15 protein-coding genes are annotated in these 19440 nt (G+C 44.2%); 4 read left to right on the top strand and 11 right to left on the bottom strand.

Features of this window, described 5'->3' with window-relative positions; genetic code table 11:
- Positions 1–19 precede the first annotated feature (19 nt).
- A protein-coding gene (locus tag I579_RS09285) for an IS3 family transposase (RefSeq protein WP_129316744.1) occupies positions 20–1161 on the top strand; the annotation gives its coding sequence in 2 pieces (ribosomal slippage) (positions 20–248 and positions 248–1161; 1143 coding nt in all).
- A 284-nt stretch (positions 1162–1445) separates the two neighbouring features.
- Here the strand turns inward: I579_RS09285 and I579_RS09280 are convergent.
- The 10 genes from I579_RS09280 to pcrA all read right to left on the bottom strand — a co-directional run bounded on the left by I579_RS09280 (position 1446) and on the right by pcrA (position 14156).
- On the bottom strand, positions 1446–1667 hold the full coding sequence (locus I579_RS09280; RefSeq protein ID WP_010753860.1) for a helix-turn-helix domain-containing protein: 222 nt from the start codon (positions 1665–1667) through the stop codon (positions 1446–1448).
- Between the two features lie 148 nt (positions 1668–1815).
- Complete coding sequence (locus I579_RS09275; RefSeq protein WP_010753861.1) at positions 1816–2652, bottom strand: GIY-YIG nuclease family protein; 837 nt, start codon at positions 2650–2652, stop codon at positions 1816–1818.
- Positions 2653–2860: 208 nt separating this feature from the next.
- A complete protein-coding gene (gene rlmD / locus I579_RS09270; RefSeq protein ID WP_034810549.1) occupies positions 2861–4234 on the bottom strand; it encodes a 23S rRNA (uracil(1939)-C(5))-methyltransferase RlmD in 1374 nt (457 codons plus the stop codon).
- Between the two features lie 126 nt (positions 4235–4360).
- The gene (locus tag I579_RS09265; RefSeq protein WP_010753863.1) at positions 4361–5395 is read right to left on the bottom strand and encodes a diacylglycerol kinase; all 1035 of its coding nucleotides are present in this window, start codon (positions 5393–5395) and stop codon (positions 4361–4363) included.
- A gap of 89 nt (positions 5396–5484) precedes the next feature.
- Positions 5485–6915: an Asp-tRNA(Asn)/Glu-tRNA(Gln) amidotransferase subunit GatB gene (gene gatB / locus I579_RS09260; RefSeq protein ID WP_010753864.1), complete on the bottom strand. Its 1431-nt coding sequence runs from the start codon at positions 6913–6915 to the stop codon at positions 5485–5487.
- Positions 6915–8384, bottom strand: coding sequence for an Asp-tRNA(Asn)/Glu-tRNA(Gln) amidotransferase subunit GatA (gene gatA / locus I579_RS09255; RefSeq protein ID WP_010753865.1), 1470 nt, complete (start codon positions 8382–8384; stop codon positions 6915–6917). Before gatA ends, gatB begins: the two co-directional genes overlap by 1 nt.
- Positions 8384–8689 carry an Asp-tRNA(Asn)/Glu-tRNA(Gln) amidotransferase subunit GatC gene (gene gatC / locus I579_RS09250; RefSeq protein ID WP_010753866.1) on the bottom strand — a complete coding sequence of 102 codons (306 nt, stop codon included), beginning with the start codon at positions 8687–8689 and terminating at the stop codon, positions 8384–8386. Before gatC ends, gatA begins: the two co-directional genes overlap by 1 nt.
- Positions 8690–8788: 99 nt before the next feature.
- Complete coding sequence (locus tag I579_RS09245; RefSeq protein ID WP_010753867.1) at positions 8789–9883, bottom strand: CamS family sex pheromone protein; 1095 nt, start codon at positions 9881–9883, stop codon at positions 8789–8791.
- The gene (ligA, locus tag I579_RS09240; protein WP_010753868.1) at positions 9873–11897 is read right to left on the bottom strand and encodes an NAD-dependent DNA ligase LigA; all 2025 of its coding nucleotides are present in this window, start codon (positions 11895–11897) and stop codon (positions 9873–9875) included. The genes I579_RS09245 and ligA overlap by 11 nt, the downstream gene beginning before the upstream one ends.
- A gap of 15 nt (positions 11898–11912) precedes the next feature.
- Positions 11913–14156, bottom strand: coding sequence for a DNA helicase PcrA (gene pcrA / locus I579_RS09235; protein WP_010753869.1), 2244 nt, complete (start codon positions 14154–14156; stop codon positions 11913–11915).
- 286 nt (positions 14157–14442) lie between these two features.
- On the opposite strand from pcrA, the gene I579_RS09230 reads away from it, so the two are divergent.
- Positions 14443–15966, top strand: coding sequence for a ClC family H(+)/Cl(-) exchange transporter (locus I579_RS09230; RefSeq protein WP_010753870.1), 1524 nt, complete (start codon positions 14443–14445; stop codon positions 15964–15966).
- Positions 15967–16029: 63 nt separating this feature from the next.
- Here the strand turns inward: I579_RS09230 and I579_RS09225 are convergent, their stop codons facing one another.
- Positions 16030–17544: an alpha-amylase gene (locus I579_RS09225; RefSeq protein ID WP_010753871.1), complete on the bottom strand. Its 1515-nt coding sequence runs from the start codon at positions 17542–17544 to the stop codon at positions 16030–16032.
- 210 nt (positions 17545–17754) lie between these two features.
- Between I579_RS09225 and I579_RS09220 the strand changes: the two genes are divergently transcribed.
- Positions 17755–18510: a DeoR/GlpR family DNA-binding transcription regulator gene (locus I579_RS09220; RefSeq protein ID WP_010753872.1), complete on the top strand. Its 756-nt coding sequence runs from the start codon at positions 17755–17757 to the stop codon at positions 18508–18510.
- Positions 18507–19424: a 1-phosphofructokinase gene (gene pfkB / locus I579_RS09215; protein ID WP_010753873.1), complete on the top strand. Its 918-nt coding sequence runs from the start codon at positions 18507–18509 to the stop codon at positions 19422–19424. Before I579_RS09220 ends, pfkB begins: the two co-directional genes overlap by 4 nt.
- Positions 19425–19440: the final 16 nt, after the last annotated feature.

Here is a 19440-nt window from a genome sequence, read left to right as displayed (position 1 = left end):
AGAAAAGGACGTGTCCACGATGGCAAAAGCCAAGAAAAAATTTGATGAAGACTTTAAGAAGATGATCTTAGATTTAAACCAGTCTGGCCAATCGGTCGAGGAACTGGCAGCGCAATATGGTATCGCTACACAAACGATTTATCGTTGGAAGAAGCTTTATACAAAGAATGAAGCAACCGGCATGACTAAGGCAGAAATCCTAGCAATGAAAAAGGAAATGGCCCGCATGCAGGAGGAAAACACTATCCTAAAAAAGGCTTTAACCATATTCGCTCAAAAGTAAAAATGAGTGATGTCTTCGAATTTATTCAATCAAATGTTCATGATCATGACGTAAAACAAATGTGTACCGTTTTGGAAGCACCGAAATCCAGCTACTATGACTGGAAGAAAAAGAAGCCTTCCAAGCGCCAATCAGAAAACAAACGCTTAAACCGCTTGATTTCAGGAATCTACTTTGAAAACAAGGGTATCTATGGTGCGCCCAAAATTCATAAGATTCTTGTTGGCCGTGGCGAGACCTTGTCCCTAAAGAAAGTACAAATACTGATGAGAAAATTAGGCTTGCGTTCAATCACCCTCAAGAAGTACAAGCCTGGCAAACAAGCAAAAGTTAAAAGTGAAGGACGTAAAAACCTGTTAAACCAAGATTTTACCACTACGTCGATCAATCAAAAATGGGTGACAGACATTACCTATATTCATACCCTAAAAGATGGCTGGACCTATCTTTCCACCATCCAAGATCTTCACACAAAGAAAATCATCGGTTGGAAGTTTGGCAAGCAGATGACGAAAGAACTGGTTATCGAAACCCTTGACCATGCGCTCTTAAACCACACGCCCTCCGAGAACTTGATCATCCACTCAGACTTGGGTTCTCAGTACACTAGCGAAGCCTATGAGGCAAAGTTGAAAGAATTGAACATTCGGCACTCCTTTAGTCGTAAAGGCTGTCCGTATGACAATGCCGGTATCGAATCGTTTCACGCCTCACTCAAAAAAGAAGAAGTCTATCCATCAAAAGCGTATGAAAACTTTGAAGCTGCTCATTTAGCGTTATTTCAATACATTGAAGGATTTTACAATCGCAAGCGAATCCATAGTAGTATTAATTATTTAACACCAAATCAGATGGAAGAGTTGGCATTGCAAGCTTAGTTCCTAGCTACCACCTACATTTTTTTTGCGAGATTTCCACAGGGCTTCAACTTCATCGCTTCGATCAGCGGTCAAACGGTTTTGGTTTGACGGCTGGTCGAAACGATGAGATACTAACCCGCTGGAATCTCGAAAAAATTCTCACAAATCGTGTCCGAGGTATTGACTCAAATCCAATCGTACAAGGACAAAAATTGAGTGATGAAATCATCGCCCCTATTTGAAAGTATTTTTTTTACACCATCTTCAATTTCAGTGATGTTTAAAACTTTATTTTTTGCCATTTATTTAACATCCTCCGCATCTATAACATCTGAACTAATTATTTCACTAACATCAACATTTAAGGCAGCAGCAATTTTCAATAATGACTCCATTGCAACCAACTCATTTTTACCGAGTTTTGCTATTACATTGGGACTGACGCCAGATATTTCACGAAGTTGAGTTTTGTTCATATTCAAATCAATCAATAACTTCCACAATTTATTATAAGAAATTGACATACTACACCTCTATTCTACTGGTATCTTCAATTATATCATCTATGATCTATCATTATTATACGAAACATGAAATATTTTCGCGAACGCAAACTATTTTTCTAAAATAAAAGCCTTCAGCATAGATTTACTAAAGGCGAGATAACAAATATTAATTCCACTTTATTTTAACCGGAATCCCCAATTGACGAGCTAGTTTATCAATTTTGATTCTGACATTCTTTTTGTTGAAATTTGCATAAACCCATACTCCATCAGCTACCCTGGCTGAATTTGGTCTTCCGTTATACATGGATGTTTTACGTCCTAAAATCATAGCGAACGACGGCGTCTCATCGACAATTAATTCTTGCAGTTGATTGTTGTAGTTTCCATCCGCAAATAGCTGAGAAACAAAATCAACCAATAAACCTCTAGCAGATTTCGAAGATATCTTTTTCCCATCATACTCAATTTCATATTGTCCAGATGAACTAAATTCATAAATTTGGGTTTCACTGTCTTCGGAAGTACCAAACAAATCGATATTTGCAATTTCATCTATAATTTCAAACACTGTGTCATATAGCTGATCCGATTTTGCTTTTTGAAGTTTATCAATATACGAAGTATTACCAGCAGTTGAATTCATCATTTCATAGTCAGATTTTTCTTGGAAATCTTGGATAAGTCGTTTTTCAAGATAATCTGTATCTGCTTTTGACATTTTCCCATCTGCTCTTGTAAAGAATAAAACTGATTCAACCCAAGCTTTATCTTCCTTGAGAAAGTGTTGAGATAAACGAAGTGAAATTGATTGCCCTGCTGCCTGACCCACGTAACGCTTATTACCACCAATCAAAACATAAACAGCTGGATAATTTGAAAAATCCTGTTCCTTCAAATACGGCAAATCACTACGACTCATTGAAACCAAGATTGCTGGCTCGCGTTCAAAATAAGAAATATTATCTTTCTGTGTATCTGAAAATATAAAAATTTGCTTCATAAGTTTGTCTCCCTTGAAAACTCGATAATATATTATATCACGTAACCGTTATCAAAATCATCTAACCTATCAAGTCTACGGTGTAACTCCTATCAACTCAAAGCTCCATAGCATTTCCATCAACTCTACGCTCACCCAAAAATCGTCATTTCAACACGAAAAAAGAGCAATCCGGAAACCATCCCGAATCGCTCTAATCCTTGTCATATCAATGTTCCACACGTGTAAGCAGTCCTACACACTCGATGTGATAGGTCTGCGGGAACAAGTCCACAGGCTGGATTTTTTCCGTTTTGTAACCTAATTCAGCAAACAACTTCGCATCCCGAGCCAAGGTCGCTGGATTACACGAAATGTAGACGATGCGCTCTGGCGCAGTTTCTGCGGCTGCTTCGATAAAGCGCGCATCCAAGCCTTTCCGTGGGGGATCCACAAAGATCACGTTTGGTTTCAAGCCTTCTCTAGACCACTGTGTCATGAGTTTTTCCGCTTTGCCGACTAAATACGTCGTGTTTTCGATGCCGTTAATTTGCACATTCTTTTTCGCATCTTCCACGGCTTCGGGAATTGATTCCACCCCGTAAACGTGTTCCACTTTATCTGCCAATGAAAGCCCAATCGTCCCAATTCCGGAATAAGCATCGATAACCACATCAGTCGGAGCCAATTGTGCAAAGTCAAATGCTGTTTGATATAGCAATTCTGCTTGTTGCGTGTTCACTTGGTAGAAAGAAGGCGCAGAAATTTGGAAGGTCTTCCCTAGCAATTGGTCTTCGATGTAGCCTTTGCCGTAAAGGACCACTTCTTGTTTCCCAAGAATCACATTGGTGCGTTCTTCATTGATGTTTTGGATCACCGATACTACCTCTGGCAATTCTTCGTGAATCACATTGGCAATTTCCTTGCTCTTGAAGAATTTCGCTTTTCGCGTCACCAATACCACCATCATTTCATGGCTGTAATGCCCCCGACGAATGATAATGTGCCGCAAGAAGCCTTCATGGGCGGTTTCGTTATACGCTTTGACGCCAAAGCGTTCCAAAATATCACGGATTATCGGAATCGCTGCATCAATTGCCGCATCTTGAATGTAAAAATCATCAATGGGAATCAAGTCATGACTATTTTTACGGAAAAAGCCGGTTTCCAACTTGCCCGCGATTTTCCGTACTGGAATCTGGGCTTTGTTACGGTAGTGTGTCGGATTCGCCATGCCCAATGTGGGCAAGACCGGTACTTCTGGTAGCTTGGCGATTTTTTTCATCACATTGCTGACTTGGTTTTGTTTAAACAACAACTGACTTTCGTAACTCATGTGAGCCAAAGGAGCAATCCCTGTGATTAGCAGATTTTTATCCGCCACGTCTTGCCGGTCATCACTTGTGGTAAGATACTCCATGACTTTTGCAAAGCCAAATTTTGGTCCGACTTTCAAAACTTTCGCCCGGACAGTTTCTCCCGGTAAAGCATTGTCAATAAATAATAAATAATGATCCACCTTTGCGATGCCCATGCCTTCATGGGAGAGATCGATAATCTCGGTGGTGATTTCTTCGTTTTTCGTTACTGGATATTCTTTCATACTAATCCCTCGACTTTCTTCGTTCATTCTACGGGAAATGCGCCGGTTATACAACCAGAATTCCTCACTAAAAAAGACCTTTTGCACAAGGTTAACACTCCCCTAGTGCAAAAGGTCTTTTTTAGTCTATTTCTTGGCGATTTTGCCGTCGCCATCGATATCTTCATCGGAAAGGCGTTCCACTTCATTGATGATTTCTTGCCCTACTGCTTCATAGCGGGCATCTTCCACTCCAATCACCGCATCATCGGGAATGGCATCCAGGTTGGCATACATTTCAATATGCTGATGCAAATTGGTAAAGGTCATCGGTGCATCGCCACCATACTCCCCGTCCAAATTGATCATTAAACGATCATTGGTTCCCGGATTGACCTCCAGTTTTGATGTCTTCGTGTAAATGATTCGCTTATCTTTTACGTGCTTGCCCCCATTGAGCAACAAAGCCACCAAGTGCACGATTTCAAAGACGTTGGCAGTTTTTACGATAATCAAGGAAAACTTCCCATCATCTAATTTGGCATCTGGAGCGATTTGCTCGAAGCCGCCGACAGAATTCGTCAAGCCTAAGAAAAACATCGAAGCATTGCCGTCATAGACCCCATCATCATAAACCAGTCGCATGGGAATTGGCTTCACCCGAGGCAAGAGTTCCGCCCCCTTGGCCAAATACGCCAAGTAGCCAAAGACACTTTTCAATTCGGATGGCACATCATAGGTCAATTCCGTTAAATGGCCCCCGGCAGCGATATTGATAAAGTAGTCGTGGTCGGTTTTGCCGATATCCATTTTCACGGTTTGATTTTTTAAGATAACTTCCGCTGCCGCTTTCACATCATTTCTGGGGACCTTCAACGCTCTGGCATAGTCATTGGTAGTACCAGCAGGAATAATCGCCATTTTTGGACGAACTTCCAAAGGAGCAATCCCATTGACTACTTCATTAATGGTGCCGTCTCCTCCAGCCGCAACCACTAGATCAAAACCGGCTTTACCAGCTCGTTCGGCTTCAATCTGGGCAGATTTTGGCTCTGGAGTAGTGGCATAAGCACTGGCTTCATAGCCAGCCTGCTCCAATACCGTCAAAATATCCGCCAAATTGGCTTTCATAATTTCTTTTCCCGAGGTGGGATTGTAGATAACGCGGGCTTTCTTTACCATAGCCGCTCCTTTCAAGACACATGGAAACTGCACCAAACAAATCCGGAAGTGCGCCCGGGGTTTTGCTTGGTACAGTTCTCAAATTGCTGTTAGCGTTTTGCTAATTCTTCTTGCAAGAGTTTATTGACAACACCTGGGTTTGCTTTCCCACGAGTTGCTTTCATGATTTGGCCTACTAAGAAGCCCACAGCCCGATCTTTCCCATTCTTGAAGTCTTCAATGGATTGTGGGTTGTTATCCAGTACTTCATTGATCATTGGCAACAATTGCGCCGGATCAGAAAGTTGTACTAAACCTTTCTTCTCTACCACTTCTTTCGCGTCGCCACCATTTTCAATCAGTTCTTTAAAGACTGTTTTGGCAATCTTAGAACTAATCGTACCGTCATTGATCAGTTTGATCATGCCGGCCAAGTTTTCCGGTGTCAATGCGGTTTCCCCAAGTTCCAATTTTTCACTGTTTAAGTAGGCAGAAACTTCCCCCATTAACCAGTTTGAAGCTTGTTTGGCATCTGCCCCATTAGCTAGAGTTTCTTCAAAGAAATCGGACATAACCTTAGTCATGGTCAATACTTTCGCATCGTATTCCGGTAACCCTAATTCACCGATGTAACGCCGACGACGAGAAGCCGGCAATTCGGGCAAGCTTTCACGCACCCGGTTGATCCATTCATCATCGATTACAAAACGAGGAATATCTGGTTCTGGGAAATAACGATAGTCACTAGAACCTTCTTTGACCCGCATTAAAAGAGTTTTGTTGGTCGTTTCGTCAAAACGACGGGTTTCTTGTTGGATTTCACCGCCGGAAAGCAAAACTTTGGCTTGACGTTTTTCTTCAAAAGCCAGACCTTTTCGTACAAAGCTCAAGGAGTTCAAGTTCTTCAACTCGGTTTTAGTACCAAATTCTTCTTGGCCATAAGGACGCAAAGAGATATTGGCATCACAACGCATGGAACCTTCTTCCATCTTCACATCGGAAACTTCCGTGAACTGGATAATGGAGCGAATGGCTTCCAAGTAAGCATAGGCTTCTTCTGGTGAGCGCATATCGGCTTCGGACACGATTTCAATCAATGGTGTGCCTTGACGGTTTAAGTCCACATAGGAGTAACCGCCGATGCCGTGCATATTCTTCCCAGCATCTTCTTCCAAATGCACACGTTCAATGCGGATTTTCTTTGTTTTCCCGTCTACTTCGATTTCAATCCAGCCATCATGACCGATGGGTTGATCAAATTGGGAAATTTGGTACGCTTTCGGATTGTCCGGATAGAAATAGTTCTTCCGGTCAAAATGAGTATCTTTGGAGATTTCACAGTTTAGCGCCAAAGCGGCTTTCATACCAAATTCGATGGCACTCTTGTTCATTACCGGCAAAACCCCAGGATAGCCCCAGTCGATGACATTGGTATTGCTATTAGGTTCCGCACCAAAATGCGCCGGTGCCGGTGAAAAGATTTTAGAGTTGGTTTTTAGTTCTACGTGGACTTCCAGCCCGATGACTGTTTCAAAGTTCATTAATCCTTACCCCCTAAAATCACTGGTTTTTTCGTATGGAAATCAGTGGCTTGCTCAAAAGCATAGGCCGCTTTGTACATGGTTTGTTCATCGAAGGCTTTCCCGATGATTTGCAAACCAACCGGCAAACCTTCCGAGAAGCCGGCAGGAATGGACATCCCAGGTAGTCCTGCTAAGTTGACCGGAATCGTCAAAATATCACTCATGTACATGGTGATTGGATCATTGATATTTTCCCCTAGACCAAATGCTACGGTTGGTGAAGATGGCCCGATAATTAAATCATAGTTTTCAAAGACTTTCGCAAAATCTTCCCGGATTAAAGTCCGGACTTGTCCGGCTTTTTTGAAATAAGCATCGTAATAGCCGGCAGACAAGGAGAAGGTCCCCAACATAATCCGACGTTTAACTTCATCCCCGAAGCCTTCGCTACGAGAGTTCACATAGACGTCTTCCAAGTCTTTGACGTTTTCAGAACGATAGCCGTAACGGATACCGTCAAAGCGTTGCAAGTTGGAGCTGGCTTCTGAAGAGGCGATGATGTAGTAAACCGCCACACCGTATTTGGAGTGTGGCAAGCTAACTTCTTCCACGGTGGCCCCTAGAGCACGATACGTATCCGCTGCTTTCAAGATGGCTTCTTTGACTCCCGGTTGTACCCCTTCGCCTAAGTATTCTTTTGGCAAAGCAATCTTCATACCTTTGATGTCACCAGTCAAACCTTCCGCAAAATCTGGTACAGAAATGCCGGAAGAAGTGCCGTCTTTTTCATCGTAGCCACTAATGGCATTCAAAGCCAAAGCGTTGTCTTTAACCGTCCGAGTCAATGGTCCAATTTGGTCCAATGAAGAGGCAAAAGCAATCAAGCCAAAACGAGAAACGCGGCCGTATGTCGGTTTCATCCCGACAATCCCGTTAAAGGAAGCCGGTTGACGAATGGAACCACCGGTATCGGAACCTAAAGAAACAGGAATTTGCCCCGCTGCAACAGACGCCGCAGAACCACCAGAGGAACCACCGGGAACTTTAGTCCCATCCCATGCATTTTTTGTTTTCTTGAAATAAGAAGTTTCTGTGGATCCTCCCATGGCAAACTCGTCCATGTTCAATTTCCCTACAGGAATCAAGTCTGCTTGGTAAACCTTATCCATGACAGTGGCGTCGTAGATTGGTTCAAAGTTGTATAAAATCTTAGAAGCCGCAGTGGTCAAAATATCTTTCGTGACGATATTGTCTTTAATCCCAATTGGAATTCCTGCTAAGGCATTGTTTTCACTGATACCTTTTAAATCCAAAGCTTTGGCCACGTTTAACGCTTGTTCTTCACTTAATGTGATGAACGCATCCACTTGGTCTTCGGTTTCTTTAATCCGGTCAAAAGTAGCTTTGGTTAAATCGGTGGCGTTGATTTCTTTTGAAACCAGTAAGCTGTGCAATTCTTCAATTGATTTATCGTATAATTTCGTCATTATGCCCCAGCCTCCCCGTTATCAATAATGGCTGGTACTTTAATGAAGCCATCTTCTTTTTCCGGTACATTTTTCATCAATTCATCCCGAGACATCCCCGGTTGCGCCCGATCTTGGCGCATGACATTGACTGTTTCCACAACATTCGATGTAAAGGGCACTCCAGTGGTATCGACTTCTTCCAGTAATTCAACCATATCAATAATCTTTCCTAATTGATCGGTGAACGCATGCCGCTCTTCATCGTTAAATGATAGCTTGGCCAATTTCGCAACGTGTTTGACTTGTTCTTCACTAATTGCCATGTTGTCCCCTCTTTCTGACTGTCTTTCAACAAAAATCATTTCCGAAAAAACGATTTATTCTTTTCTATAATGAAATAATTTTCTTTATTTTTCAAGTAGTTAATTGAAAATATAGGAAATTATGTCCTCTTGTTCGGCTTTTCGCGCCACAAAAGCTTGCGGTTCGTTCACCGACAATATCTGTACTTCGATTTGCCCGGGGACATCTTTAAAGACTGACTCCACTTGTTTGCCGATGTATTGGGTGAAGCTAGTGATTTCGGTTTTAGCATAGTATTTTGAATCCACACTAATGGACAAGGTTTGCAACTGCCCATCCACATAAACCGCCGTGCCCGTTACCCCGGTAAGATTCGGGAAGAAGTTCTGAACGGAGGTACGGAAGCTGCTGAATTTGGTCGCTAAACCGTCATCTGTGGCGGCATTGGTGGCATTGTTTAATACGGGAAGTGAGACAACTTCTTCGTCGACCTTGTCAAACTTGTCGATGGTAGTGCCTCCATCTTTACTAACCGCTTTGTAGATGTAAGTGCCCCCGGCGATGTTTTCTTTACTTGCTTGTTCAAACAAGCCTACAACAATCGGCACGTTCTCCAAGCCTTCCATCTTGCGCATGCGCGTCAAAACAGCATTAACGGACTTACGAGCGTTGGCCATGATTTCCTCACGGCTCACATTCACCGCCGTGTCGCCATTGTAATAAACGGAATTAAACGCAAAACCAAGACTAATGCCTCCTAAAGTTTTCCCATCTTCTTTGACAAAATCATGTTCCAAGATTTGTTGCAGGATAATGGGTTGACTCTCATCCCCGGGATTTAGGCCTTGATTGTTGTCATCGGTATTGCGGCCTAACCAGCTCTTTAGAGTATCATAATCGAGTTTTTGGCCTTCTTGGAAGAAGTATTTATCCGGTGAAAAAGTTTCATGGGATAAGCGCAAGAGTCCATTTTCATAATTGGTTTGGTTGTAGCCACTGTTTAAGCTCGCCACGGTTTCACGGCTCGCACTGGTTTGGTATTGCCCATCTGGCATAATCGCCTGATAGACGGAATTGTCTACCCTACCAGTCGTAATGCTACCACTTTCCGTTTTTTCCCCTTTGTCGGTATTGGTGACCCCTTTGTCCAGATTGCCACAGGCGGTCAAGCTGAACAAACACAGCCCCAAAGCAATCGCTTGTTTAATCTTCATCACTTGATCCTCCTTCGATAGTCATTTTTAATTGTTCCTCATCCCAAATCGGGATTCCCAACTGTTCTGCTTTTGTCCGTTTACTCCCGGCATCATCTCCAGCAATGACCAAGTCGGTCTTCTTAGAGACGCTCCCTGTGACGCTGCCCCCAAGGTTTTCAATCAGTTCCTTGGCTTCATTCCGGGTATAATGGGATAATTTCCCGGTCAAGACCACGGTTTTGCCACTGAAAGGGGAATCGACTTCTGCCGGTTGAATCTTCGGTCCCGTATAAGTCAAATTGACCTTGGCCGCTTTTAACTCATCGATTAACTGATGGACTTCTTCGTTGGCAAAATACGTTGCCAAGCTGTCCGCAATCGTATCTCCAATCGTATCCAATGAGATGATTTCTTCTTTGGTCGCATGCATCAGGCGTTCCATCTCTTCAAAATGAACTGCCAAAATCTTTGCCGCTTTCGCTCCTACATGGCGAATTCCTAAGCCAAAGAGCAGACGTTCCAATGAATTTTCGCGACTGGCATCAATGGCTTGCAAAAGGTTTTGCGCAGATTTTTCTTTGACCTTGTCCATGGTCAAAAGGTCGGCTTCTGTTAAGCGATACAAATCCGCTACGTCTGTCACCAGATGTTTGCTGTACATTTGATTGATGATGCGTGGTCCCAAACCGTCAATATTCATGGCATTGCGAGAAACAAAGTGAGCCAAACCTTCTTTGATCTGCGCCGGACATTTGGGATTAATACACCGTAATGCGACTTCTTCATCTAAATGAACCAACTCACTATGACATTCGGGACAATGGGTTGGCGCCTGATACGGCTGGCTATCTTCCGGCCGCTGACTTAAGACCACTTGGCTGATTTCCGGAATGATATCGCCGGCTTTATATAAGATGACTTGATCCTGCAGTCGGATGTCTTTCATAGCGATATAGTCCATGTTGTGCAGACTAGCACGGCTGACCATCGAGCCTGCAATGCGGACTGGAGTCATCACCGCAGTCGGGGTCACTACACCAGTCCGGCCTACCGTCCATTCGATATCTTCTAAATAAGTTTGAGCTTCTTCTGGTGGAAATTTGTAAGCCGTCGCCCAGCGTGGTGCCTTTATCGTAAAACCTAAATCTTCTTGTTGACTAAAATCGTTCACTTTGATGACCACACCGTCGATTTCATAAGGCAAATTGCTGCGTTTGTCATGAAACTCTTCGATGTAGGCCCAAATTTCTTCCACATTTTGACACAAGCGGCGTTCTGGATTGGTGTGGAAGCCGATTTTTTGCAGTTCTGCTAAAGCGGTGTATTGATCTGATACTTCCAGAGGACCAAAATCTGCCAACGTGTACAAAAAAGTATCCAAGTTGCGCTTGGCAGTCACACTAGTGTCTAAGTTACGCAAGCTTCCTGCCGCGGCATTTCGCGGATTGGCAAAGACATCTAAGCCAGCCGCTTCTCGCTCTGTATTAAGCTTCACAAAAGAAGACTTCGGCATAAAGCATTCTCCCCGCACCTCGATGGATAGGGGTTCTTTTAACGTCATGGGAATCGAGCGTACAGTTTTCAAGTTCTCCGTGATGTCTTCCCCAATCGTTCCATCCCCGCGGGTCGCCCCTTGTACGAAGCGTCCTTCTTGGTATTTCAAGGAAATAGAAAGGCCGTCGATTTTCAGTTCACAAACATAGGTCACTTGATCTCCCAGTGCTTTTTTCACCCGTTGATCAAAAGCGATGATTTCTTCTTGATTGAAGACATCATTCAAACTGTAAAGGGGCACATCATGGACTACTTTTTGGAAGCCTTCTTGAATCAACCCGCCTACTCGCTGGGTTGGCGAGTCTGGGGTGATCAATTCTGGATGAGCCGCTTCGATTGCCACTAATTTGGCATATTGTTCATCATAGAGATGGTCCGGCACCGTGGGCTGATCCATTACATAATATTGATACGCATATTGATTTAACTGATCCCGCAAAGCTCGGGCTTGTTCTGCAATTGAGGATTGTTCAGTCAAGGAAATCCGTCCTTTCTATACTTTAGTAATCGGGGCAAAAGAGGCTAATAAACGCTTGATCCCTTGAGAGGGAAAGGCCACGTCTAGCTCCAAGTCTTTTTGACTGCCCCCCACACGGACCACGGTACCTTGGCCCCATTTCTTGTGTTCGACTTTGTCGCCAACTTTCCAGGTGACGCCTGCCGCAGAGGTTTCTTTTTTCCCAGGCACTCCCGTGGTTACTGGTTGTTTGTACTGAGGTTTAAAGACCTTTGGCGCAAAAGTGGCCACGGGCGCTTTTTTCTCTCCTGGTGCTCCGTTGCCTTTTCCTTGCAAGAGTTCACTTTCGATTTCACTGACAAAGCGAGAGGGGCGGTTGTACTGGGTCTTCCCGTAAAGCGTCCGAGATAGAGCATTGGTTAAATACAAAGCCTCTTCCGCTCGGGTGATGCCCACATAGGCCAGGCGTCGTTCTTCTTCTAACTCCGCTTCTTCCATCATCGCCCGGGACAAAGGAAAGACGCCTTCTTCCATCCCCACCAAAAAGACTACAGGAAACTCTAGGCCCTTGGCAGCATGCAAGGTCATCAAAGTAACTTCACTGGCTTCTTCTTCGTAACTGTCCACATCGGATAATAAGGCCAAATCGTTTAAGAAAATAGTCAATTTATCTTCTGGGGCTTCTTGTTCTTCTTCCGATTGTGCTTCATAAGTCTTATCAAATTCCATGGTTACGGGAAGAAATTCTTCTAAGTTTTCCAAACGGTTTTGGGATTCCAAATTGTTCTGACGTTTTAACTCGTCTTCGTAGCCGGTCTTTTCCAAAACTTCCCGGGTTAATTCCGTCACGGACAAGTAAGGAATCATCTGGTTAAAGTCTGCCAAACTTTGGGCTAATTTCTCAATTTCCGTAGCTGCTTTGCCTTTTAACGAAGACAAGGCTACGTTTTGACCGGCTTCTAATAATGAAAAGTCATGGAGCGCGGCAAAACTTTGCAGTTTTTCAATGGAACCGGCACCGACACCGCGCTTAGGCACATTGATGATTCGCAATAGGCTTAAGGAATCGGCCGGATTGGCGATGACTTGCAAGTAAGCCAAAATGTCCTTAATTTCTTTCCGATCGTAGAACTTGTGGCCTCCGACCATTTTGTAAGGAATATTGGCTTTTAGGAACGTTTCTTCCACCACCCGGGATTGGGCATTGGTACGGTACAAAACGGCAAAGTCGCCGTATTTTCGCTGTTGTTCTCGTTGCAAGCGTTGAATCTCTGAAACGATAAAGCGGCCTTCGTCTCGTTCACTGTCTCCGCGATAATAAGTAATCTTGTCTCCTTGGTCATTTTCCGTCCAAAGTTTTTTCTCTTTGCGGTTTTGATTGTGGCCGATGACCTGATTAGCCGCGGACAAGATATTTTTCGTGGAGCGGTAGTTTTGTTCCAGCAAAATCGTTTGGGCATCGGGATAGTCTTTCTCGAAATCCAAGATATTTTGCATATCTGCCCCGCGCCAGCCGTAAATACTTTGATCCGCATCCCCCACGACACAGAGATTGCGAAAACCAGCTGCCAAAAGGTTAACCAAGGTGTATTGAGCGTGGTTAGTATCTTGGTATTCATCCACATGAATGTAGTGAAATTTGCGTTGATAGTATTGCAAAATCTCTGGATTGTCCTGAAATAAGCGAATGGTCAACATGATCAAATCATCAAAATCCAGACATTGATTGCGCCGTAGTTCTTTTTGATACAAGTCATAACAGCGGGCCACGATGTCTTCAAACAAACTGCCTTGTCTGGCACTGTATGCTGCTACTGTTAAGAGTTCATTTTTCGCATTGGAAATCGCCCCTAAAATGGAACGGGGATCGTATTTTTTCGGGTCGATGTTTTGTTCTTTGACCACTCGTTTCATCAAAGTCAGCTGCTCGGAACTGTCGATAATCGTAAAGTTTTTGGAATAACCAATATGATCCACATCTCGACGGAGAATCCGAACACACATGGAGTGAAATGTGGAAATCCACACATCTTCTCCACCGGCTTCCATCAAATTAATAACCCGTTCTTTCATTTCTTTGGCGGCTTTGTTCGTAAAGGTGATTGCCAAAATATTCCAAGGATTGACTCCTTTTTCTTCTATCAAATACGCGATGCGATGGGTCAAGACTCGAGTCTTACCACTACCGGCACCTGCCATGATCAAAAGTGGGCCTTCTGTTAACTGCACCGCTTCTGCTTGTCGAGGATTCATCCCTTTTAGTAGCTCTTTGGCTCTCATGAAAAACTTCCTTTCTCCATTAGCGACTAGCTTTCCCCAAAAAGTCCCAGCCGCTAGCAGCTGTTCTCTTTGCTTTCGTCGCGCAAAAATCCACCGTCACAGTCGGTGATTTTCTTGTTAATCAATCCTTTCAATTATAGCATTACCCCGCATTTGATTAAACGGCTAGCCTCTAAAAGTTAAGAAAAATATACTGGAATCCTTTTGGAAAATTTCAATAGACCTTGTCAACTTCATCAAAAATCGCTACAGTAAAGAAAAAAGGTGCAGTTTAGGTGGTTAAACAATGAACATTCAACATCTGGATAAAACTAGGGGACACTATCTCTTACTGGGAACAGCCGTAGGAATAGGCAGTGGGATCGTCGTCAGTCTCTTCCGTCTGGCTATCGAAAAACTCAGTGGCCTGGTAGGACGTGCTTACCACGCATTTCACAGCCAACCGACTTGGTTAGTCCTCTGGCTTTTCGTGAGTCTTGTAGCAGCATTATTCGTTGGTTTTTTGGCCAAAAGTGATTCGGATATCAAAGGCAGCGGAATTCCTCAAGTCGAAGGCCAATTACGAGATGAGCTCTCCACAAATTGGTTTTCCGTTCTCTGGAAGAAATTCGTCGGTGGCGTTATCAGCGTGGGCTTAGGCCTGTTCTTAGGTCGGGAAGGTCCTTCGATTCAATTAGGGGCTGCCGTAGCCCAAGGACTAGGGGAAAAAATCAAGGCCAATTCTTCTGACACGAAGATTTTACTTTCCAGCGGAGCCAGTGCCGGTCTAGCCGCAGCTTTTAATGCGCCGATTGCCGGTTTGCTTTTTGTCGTGGAAGAGGTTCATCATAATTTTTCTCCTTTGGTTTGGCTGACTTCTTTTACCTCAGCCATCGTAGCAAATTTCGTTTCCTTAAGTATTTTTGGGTTAAAACCTGTGCTTCACATGGGGCAAATTCAATCCTTACCCCTTCATTATTACGGACTTCTATTGATTTTAGGGGTTCTTTTAGGCGTCTTAGGTCGCTTTTATCAAGTCATTCTTTTAAAGATGGCGGATTGGTATCATCTCTTGCCGATTCCGGAGCAATTTTACGGCCTAGTACCCTTTTTGCTCGTGATTCCCATCGGTTATTTCTGGCCCACAACTTTAGGGGGTGGCAATCAGTTAGTGGTCGCTTTCGGGGAAGCCATTCCACCTTTGGCCACACTCCTCTTTTTGTTTGCGCTACGCTTTGTCTTTTCTATGATCTCCTATGGGGCTTCTTTACCTGGGGGTATTTTCCTACCTATCCTTTCATTAGGGGCGATTATCGGTGCAATCTTTGGCATGATTTCCGTGGCGTTTTTCGGCATGGATCTCATCTATGTAAAAAACTTCGTGATTATCGCTATGGCAGGTTACTTTGCGGCGATTGGGAAAGCTCCCTTAACGGCGATTATTTTGGTCACGGAAATGGTAGGCTCCTTACAACACTTGATGCCTTTAGGAGTGGTTGCATTGATTGCTTACTTAGTGGTGGATTTACTTGGGGGTGCACCGATTTACGACTCTTTACTCGCTCGCCTACTACAGCAAAAACCGGTGAAACTCCAAAGTAAGAAAGTCGTTTTGGAATTTCCAGTCTTTGCGGACAGCCCCTTAGATGGTGCCATGGTTCGGGATATCAACTGGCCGGAGCGCTGCCTGTTAACCTCTCTTACTCGGGGGGAACAAGAATTATTGATTCACGGAGACACGATCGTCCGCATGGGGGATACCTTACACATCCTCACCGACAATCGCCATGCCGGAGAAGTCTTTAGACACATCCAACAAATCGCCAAATAAACCAAAAGCCCCCTTTGCCAGAGGATGATCCTCTGGCAAAGGGGGCTTTTGGTTAGTAAATAATCAATTCTGCTCACTGCGCTTTCCTTGAAGGAGCTTTAGAAAATCTTGGCCTTTTTTGATAATCGGCAAGATTTCCTCGTTAACGTAAACCGCAATCTGCCCGTCAGCCACTGGGAAGACACCACCACCGTCTTTATCCAAGATGACTTTTTCCTGGTGATTGCCCATGGCGTCCACGAAGGTTTTTCCCCCATGTAACGCACTAATCGTCATTGCCACACTACCGCCAGTGGCATTGGTCATCACCACGGCATAGCCGGATAAAGGATGGTCAAAGTCTCCGGTACGGGTCCAGCCAATGCGATCTTCATGGTCAAAATAATCCACTTGATTGCCGTAAGCTAAGTGCTTTTGCAATAAAAGTAAGGTCAGTAATTCTTGCCCAACAGGATCGACGCCTTGGGTAGGAATGCCGTACAAGTCCCCCCAGAAAATCGTTGGTACCCCTTCTTTGCGTAGTAAAATCAATGCATAAGCATGGACTTTAAACCAGCCTTCGATCCAGGACTCTAAACTCTGTCCCTTTTGCGTATCGTGATTGTCCACAAAAGTCACCGCATAATCCGGTCGGGTACTCAAAAGCGTCTGATCAAAAATCCGTCGCATATCAAAGCTTCCCATACTGGAGCTAGCTTCAAAAAAGTTAAAGTGTAATGGAACATCGAACAAAAAAATCAAATTCCCAGAAGTATCCAAATAATGCTCCAACTTTTCCACTTCATCCGCCCAGTATTCCCCCACCACAAACATGGGAGCCCCTTTTTCCTCTCGCCGATGGAGCAACCAATCAATGTAATACTGAAAGTCAATGTGCTTCACGACGTCTAATCGAAATCCATCCACCTTGGTCTGGGCCATAAACCACTGACCCCAACGATCCAACTGCGCCACAGTCTCCGGATTTTCCATATCCAAATCACAGCCCATTAAGTAGTCGTAATTGCCATTTTCCGAGTCCACATCTTTTTCCCACCCCTTACCGGCAAAGTTAAAAATCCCGTGGTCCTTTCTTCTAGCATCATAATCGACACCGGAAAAATTTTGCCAATGCCACTGGTAGTCATTGTACTGCCCACCACGGCCGGGAAAAGTGAACTTAGTCCAAGCAGAAATCACTTCTTCTTCACTAATGGCTTCTTCACGATTTTCCCAGCTGTATTTGATTGCGGGAACATCCTCGGTCTCATCGGCTCCCATAAAGTGGTTAAAGACGATATCGGCATACACTTTCAGTCCGACTTCATGCATCTTTTTGATCATTTGGATGTATTCTTCTTTGGTTCCGTATTTTGTGGGAATCGTGTCCTTTTGATTAAACTCACCTAAATCGTATAAATCATAGGTGCCATATCCCACGTCTTGTGCCCCGGCCGCCCCTTTTGATGCAGGAGGCAGCCACAGTCCCGTAATTCCCAGAAAAGCAAACTCTTCTGCCATCTGCTGCAGTCTACGCCAGTGGCTATGATCGGCAGGTAGTTCCCACTGAAAAGCTTGTAGCAATGTGATATTCTCCATTTTCCATCCCTCTTTTCTGAAAATTTTTACTACTACCTATAATTAAGCCAAAAATCACTCCAAGTTGCAATTCTGGGCCTCTTTTGAGGCCAAACTTTTCAAATAAGGCAGGTTATCTCGGTTAATTGACCGTTCGTGATTGTTTTTGATTGTTTTCTGTTGATTGTAATCGCTTTTCATGCTATTATACTGGCGAAGGGAGGTTTGAAAATGCTTACAGAAGAAAGACAGCAACGAATCATTCAACTGGTGCAACAAAACAACATCGTCAAACTTCACGAACTCACCAAGCTACTACAAGCATCTGAGTCCACGATTCGCCGGGATTTACAAGATTTAGAAGATCAGGGATTGCTCAAACGCATCCACGGCGGCGCGCAAAAAAACAGTCACTTATTACAAGAAGCGGACATGCAACAAAAAACCACTGTGCATACATTGGAAAAACAAGCCGTTGCCCGCCTGGCCAGCCAGCAAATCGCGCCAGAAGACGTCCTTTATTTGGATGCCGGCTCGAGCACATTGGCCTTAATCGACTTTTTGCCCACGGATCAAAACATCCAAGTAGTGACCAATTCCGTGCAACACGCCGCACGCTTAATTGATCGCGGCATTCAAACCATCATCCTTGGGGGCAAAATCAAATTGTCCACTCAAGCAACTTTAGGTTATACAGCGATTGAGCAGCTCAGCCACTATCGCTTTACGAAGGTTTTCTTAGGCACCAACGGCATCGATCTTGCAGCCGGCATTACCACACCGGATCCAGAAGAAGCCTCTTTGAAACACCAAGCGATTGCCCATGGGGAGGTTGCCTACATTCTGGCTGATTCATCCAAATTCGGTCAAGTAACTTTCACCCATTTCGCAAATTTGGCAGATGTGACCATTATCACCTCACCCCTAGAGCTGGATAATCTCAGTGAATACCAAAGCAAAACAACAATACTGGAGGCATCCTTATGATTTATACTGTGACACTTAACCCATCCATTGACTATATCGTCCACGTGGCGGATTTTCAGCCGGGAACAGTGAATCGCATGACCAAAGACTTTAAATTTCCCGGGGGCAAGGGTATCAACGTTTCTCGCATCTTAAAACGTCTCGACACTCCGTCTAGTGCCCTGGGCTTTCTTGGGGGCTTTACCGGAAACTTTATCCAAAATGCTTTGGTTAAAGAAGGTCTTGCTTGTGATTTTACCCAAATAAAAGAAGACAGCCGGATCAATATCAAGCTAAAATCCCAAGAGGAAACGGAAATCAACGGGGCCGGCCCACAGATTACCAATGAAGAAATCCAAGCTTTAAAACAAACCCTCAGCAAAGTGGAACAAGGCGATATTGTGATTTTTTCCGGCAGTGCTCCGGCTAGTTTGCGCAAAGGGTTTTATCAAGAATTGATTCAAATCATCAAAGACAAAGACGCAGAATTCGTCATCGATACCACCGGTAAGGACTTGGAAGAAGCTTTAGACCAAGCTCCCCTTTTGATCAAGCCAAACAATCATGAACTTGGTGCTTTATACGGCGTAACGTTGGACACGGTCAATGACATCATTCCTTACGGCAAAAAAATGCTAGAACAAGGCCCTCGTTACGTGCTAATCTCCATGGCTGGGGACGGCGCACTTCTTTTCACACCGGATGGGGTTTATCAGTCCAATGTTTTGAAACGTCCAGTCAAGAATTCCGTAGGTGCGGGAGATTCCATGATTGCCGGTTTTGTGGGCGGATATGCCAAGACCAAAGATCCACTAGAAGCCTTTCGTTGGGGAGTAGCTTGCGGCAGTGGCACAGCTTTTTCAGACGACTTAGCGAGTCGGGAAATGATCGATGCTTTACTACCGGAAGTTGAAATAAAAAAAATACAGGAGTAATCAAGGGAGGACGTAA

Source organism: Enterococcus asini ATCC 700915 (genome assembly GCF_000407365.1).
In the GTDB taxonomy this organism is placed as follows: Bacteria; Bacillota; Bacilli; order Lactobacillales; family Enterococcaceae; genus Enterococcus_C; species Enterococcus_C asini.
This window is presented reverse-complemented; position numbering and strand designations above follow the sequence as displayed.

Coding starts and splice junctions, on each gene's coding strand:
- I579_RS09280 (WP_010753860.1), bottom strand. CDS start 1,667: ATGTCAATTTCTTATAATAAATTGTGGAAGTTATTGATTGATTTGAAT.
- I579_RS09275 (WP_010753861.1), bottom strand. CDS start 2,652: ATGAAGCAAATTTTTATATTTTCAGATACACAGAAAGATAATATTTCT.
- rlmD (WP_034810549.1), bottom strand. CDS start 4,234: ATGAAAGAATATCCAGTAACGAAAAACGAAGAAATCACCACCGAGATT.
- I579_RS09265 (WP_010753863.1), bottom strand. CDS start 5,395: ATGGTAAAGAAAGCCCGCGTTATCTACAATCCCACCTCGGGAAAAGAA.
- gatB (WP_010753864.1), bottom strand. CDS start 6,915: ATGAACTTTGAAACAGTCATCGGGCTGGAAGTCCACGTAGAACTAAAA.
- gatA (WP_010753865.1), bottom strand. CDS start 8,384: ATGACGAAATTATACGATAAATCAATTGAAGAATTGCACAGCTTACTG.
- gatC (WP_010753866.1), bottom strand. CDS start 8,689: ATGGCAATTAGTGAAGAACAAGTCAAACACGTTGCGAAATTGGCCAAG.
- I579_RS09245 (WP_010753867.1), bottom strand. CDS start 9,883: ATGAAGATTAAACAAGCGATTGCTTTGGGGCTGTGTTTGTTCAGCTTG.
- pcrA (WP_010753869.1), bottom strand. CDS start 14,156: ATGAGAGCCAAAGAGCTACTAAAAGGGATGAATCCTCGACAAGCAGAA.
- I579_RS09230 (WP_010753870.1), top strand. CDS start 14,443: ATGAACATTCAACATCTGGATAAAACTAGGGGACACTATCTCTTACTG.
- I579_RS09225 (WP_010753871.1), bottom strand. CDS start 17,544: ATGGAGAATATCACATTGCTACAAGCTTTTCAGTGGGAACTACCTGCC.
- I579_RS09220 (WP_010753872.1), top strand. CDS start 17,755: ATGCTTACAGAAGAAAGACAGCAACGAATCATTCAACTGGTGCAACAA.
- pfkB (WP_010753873.1), top strand. CDS start 18,507: ATGATTTATACTGTGACACTTAACCCATCCATTGACTATATCGTCCAC.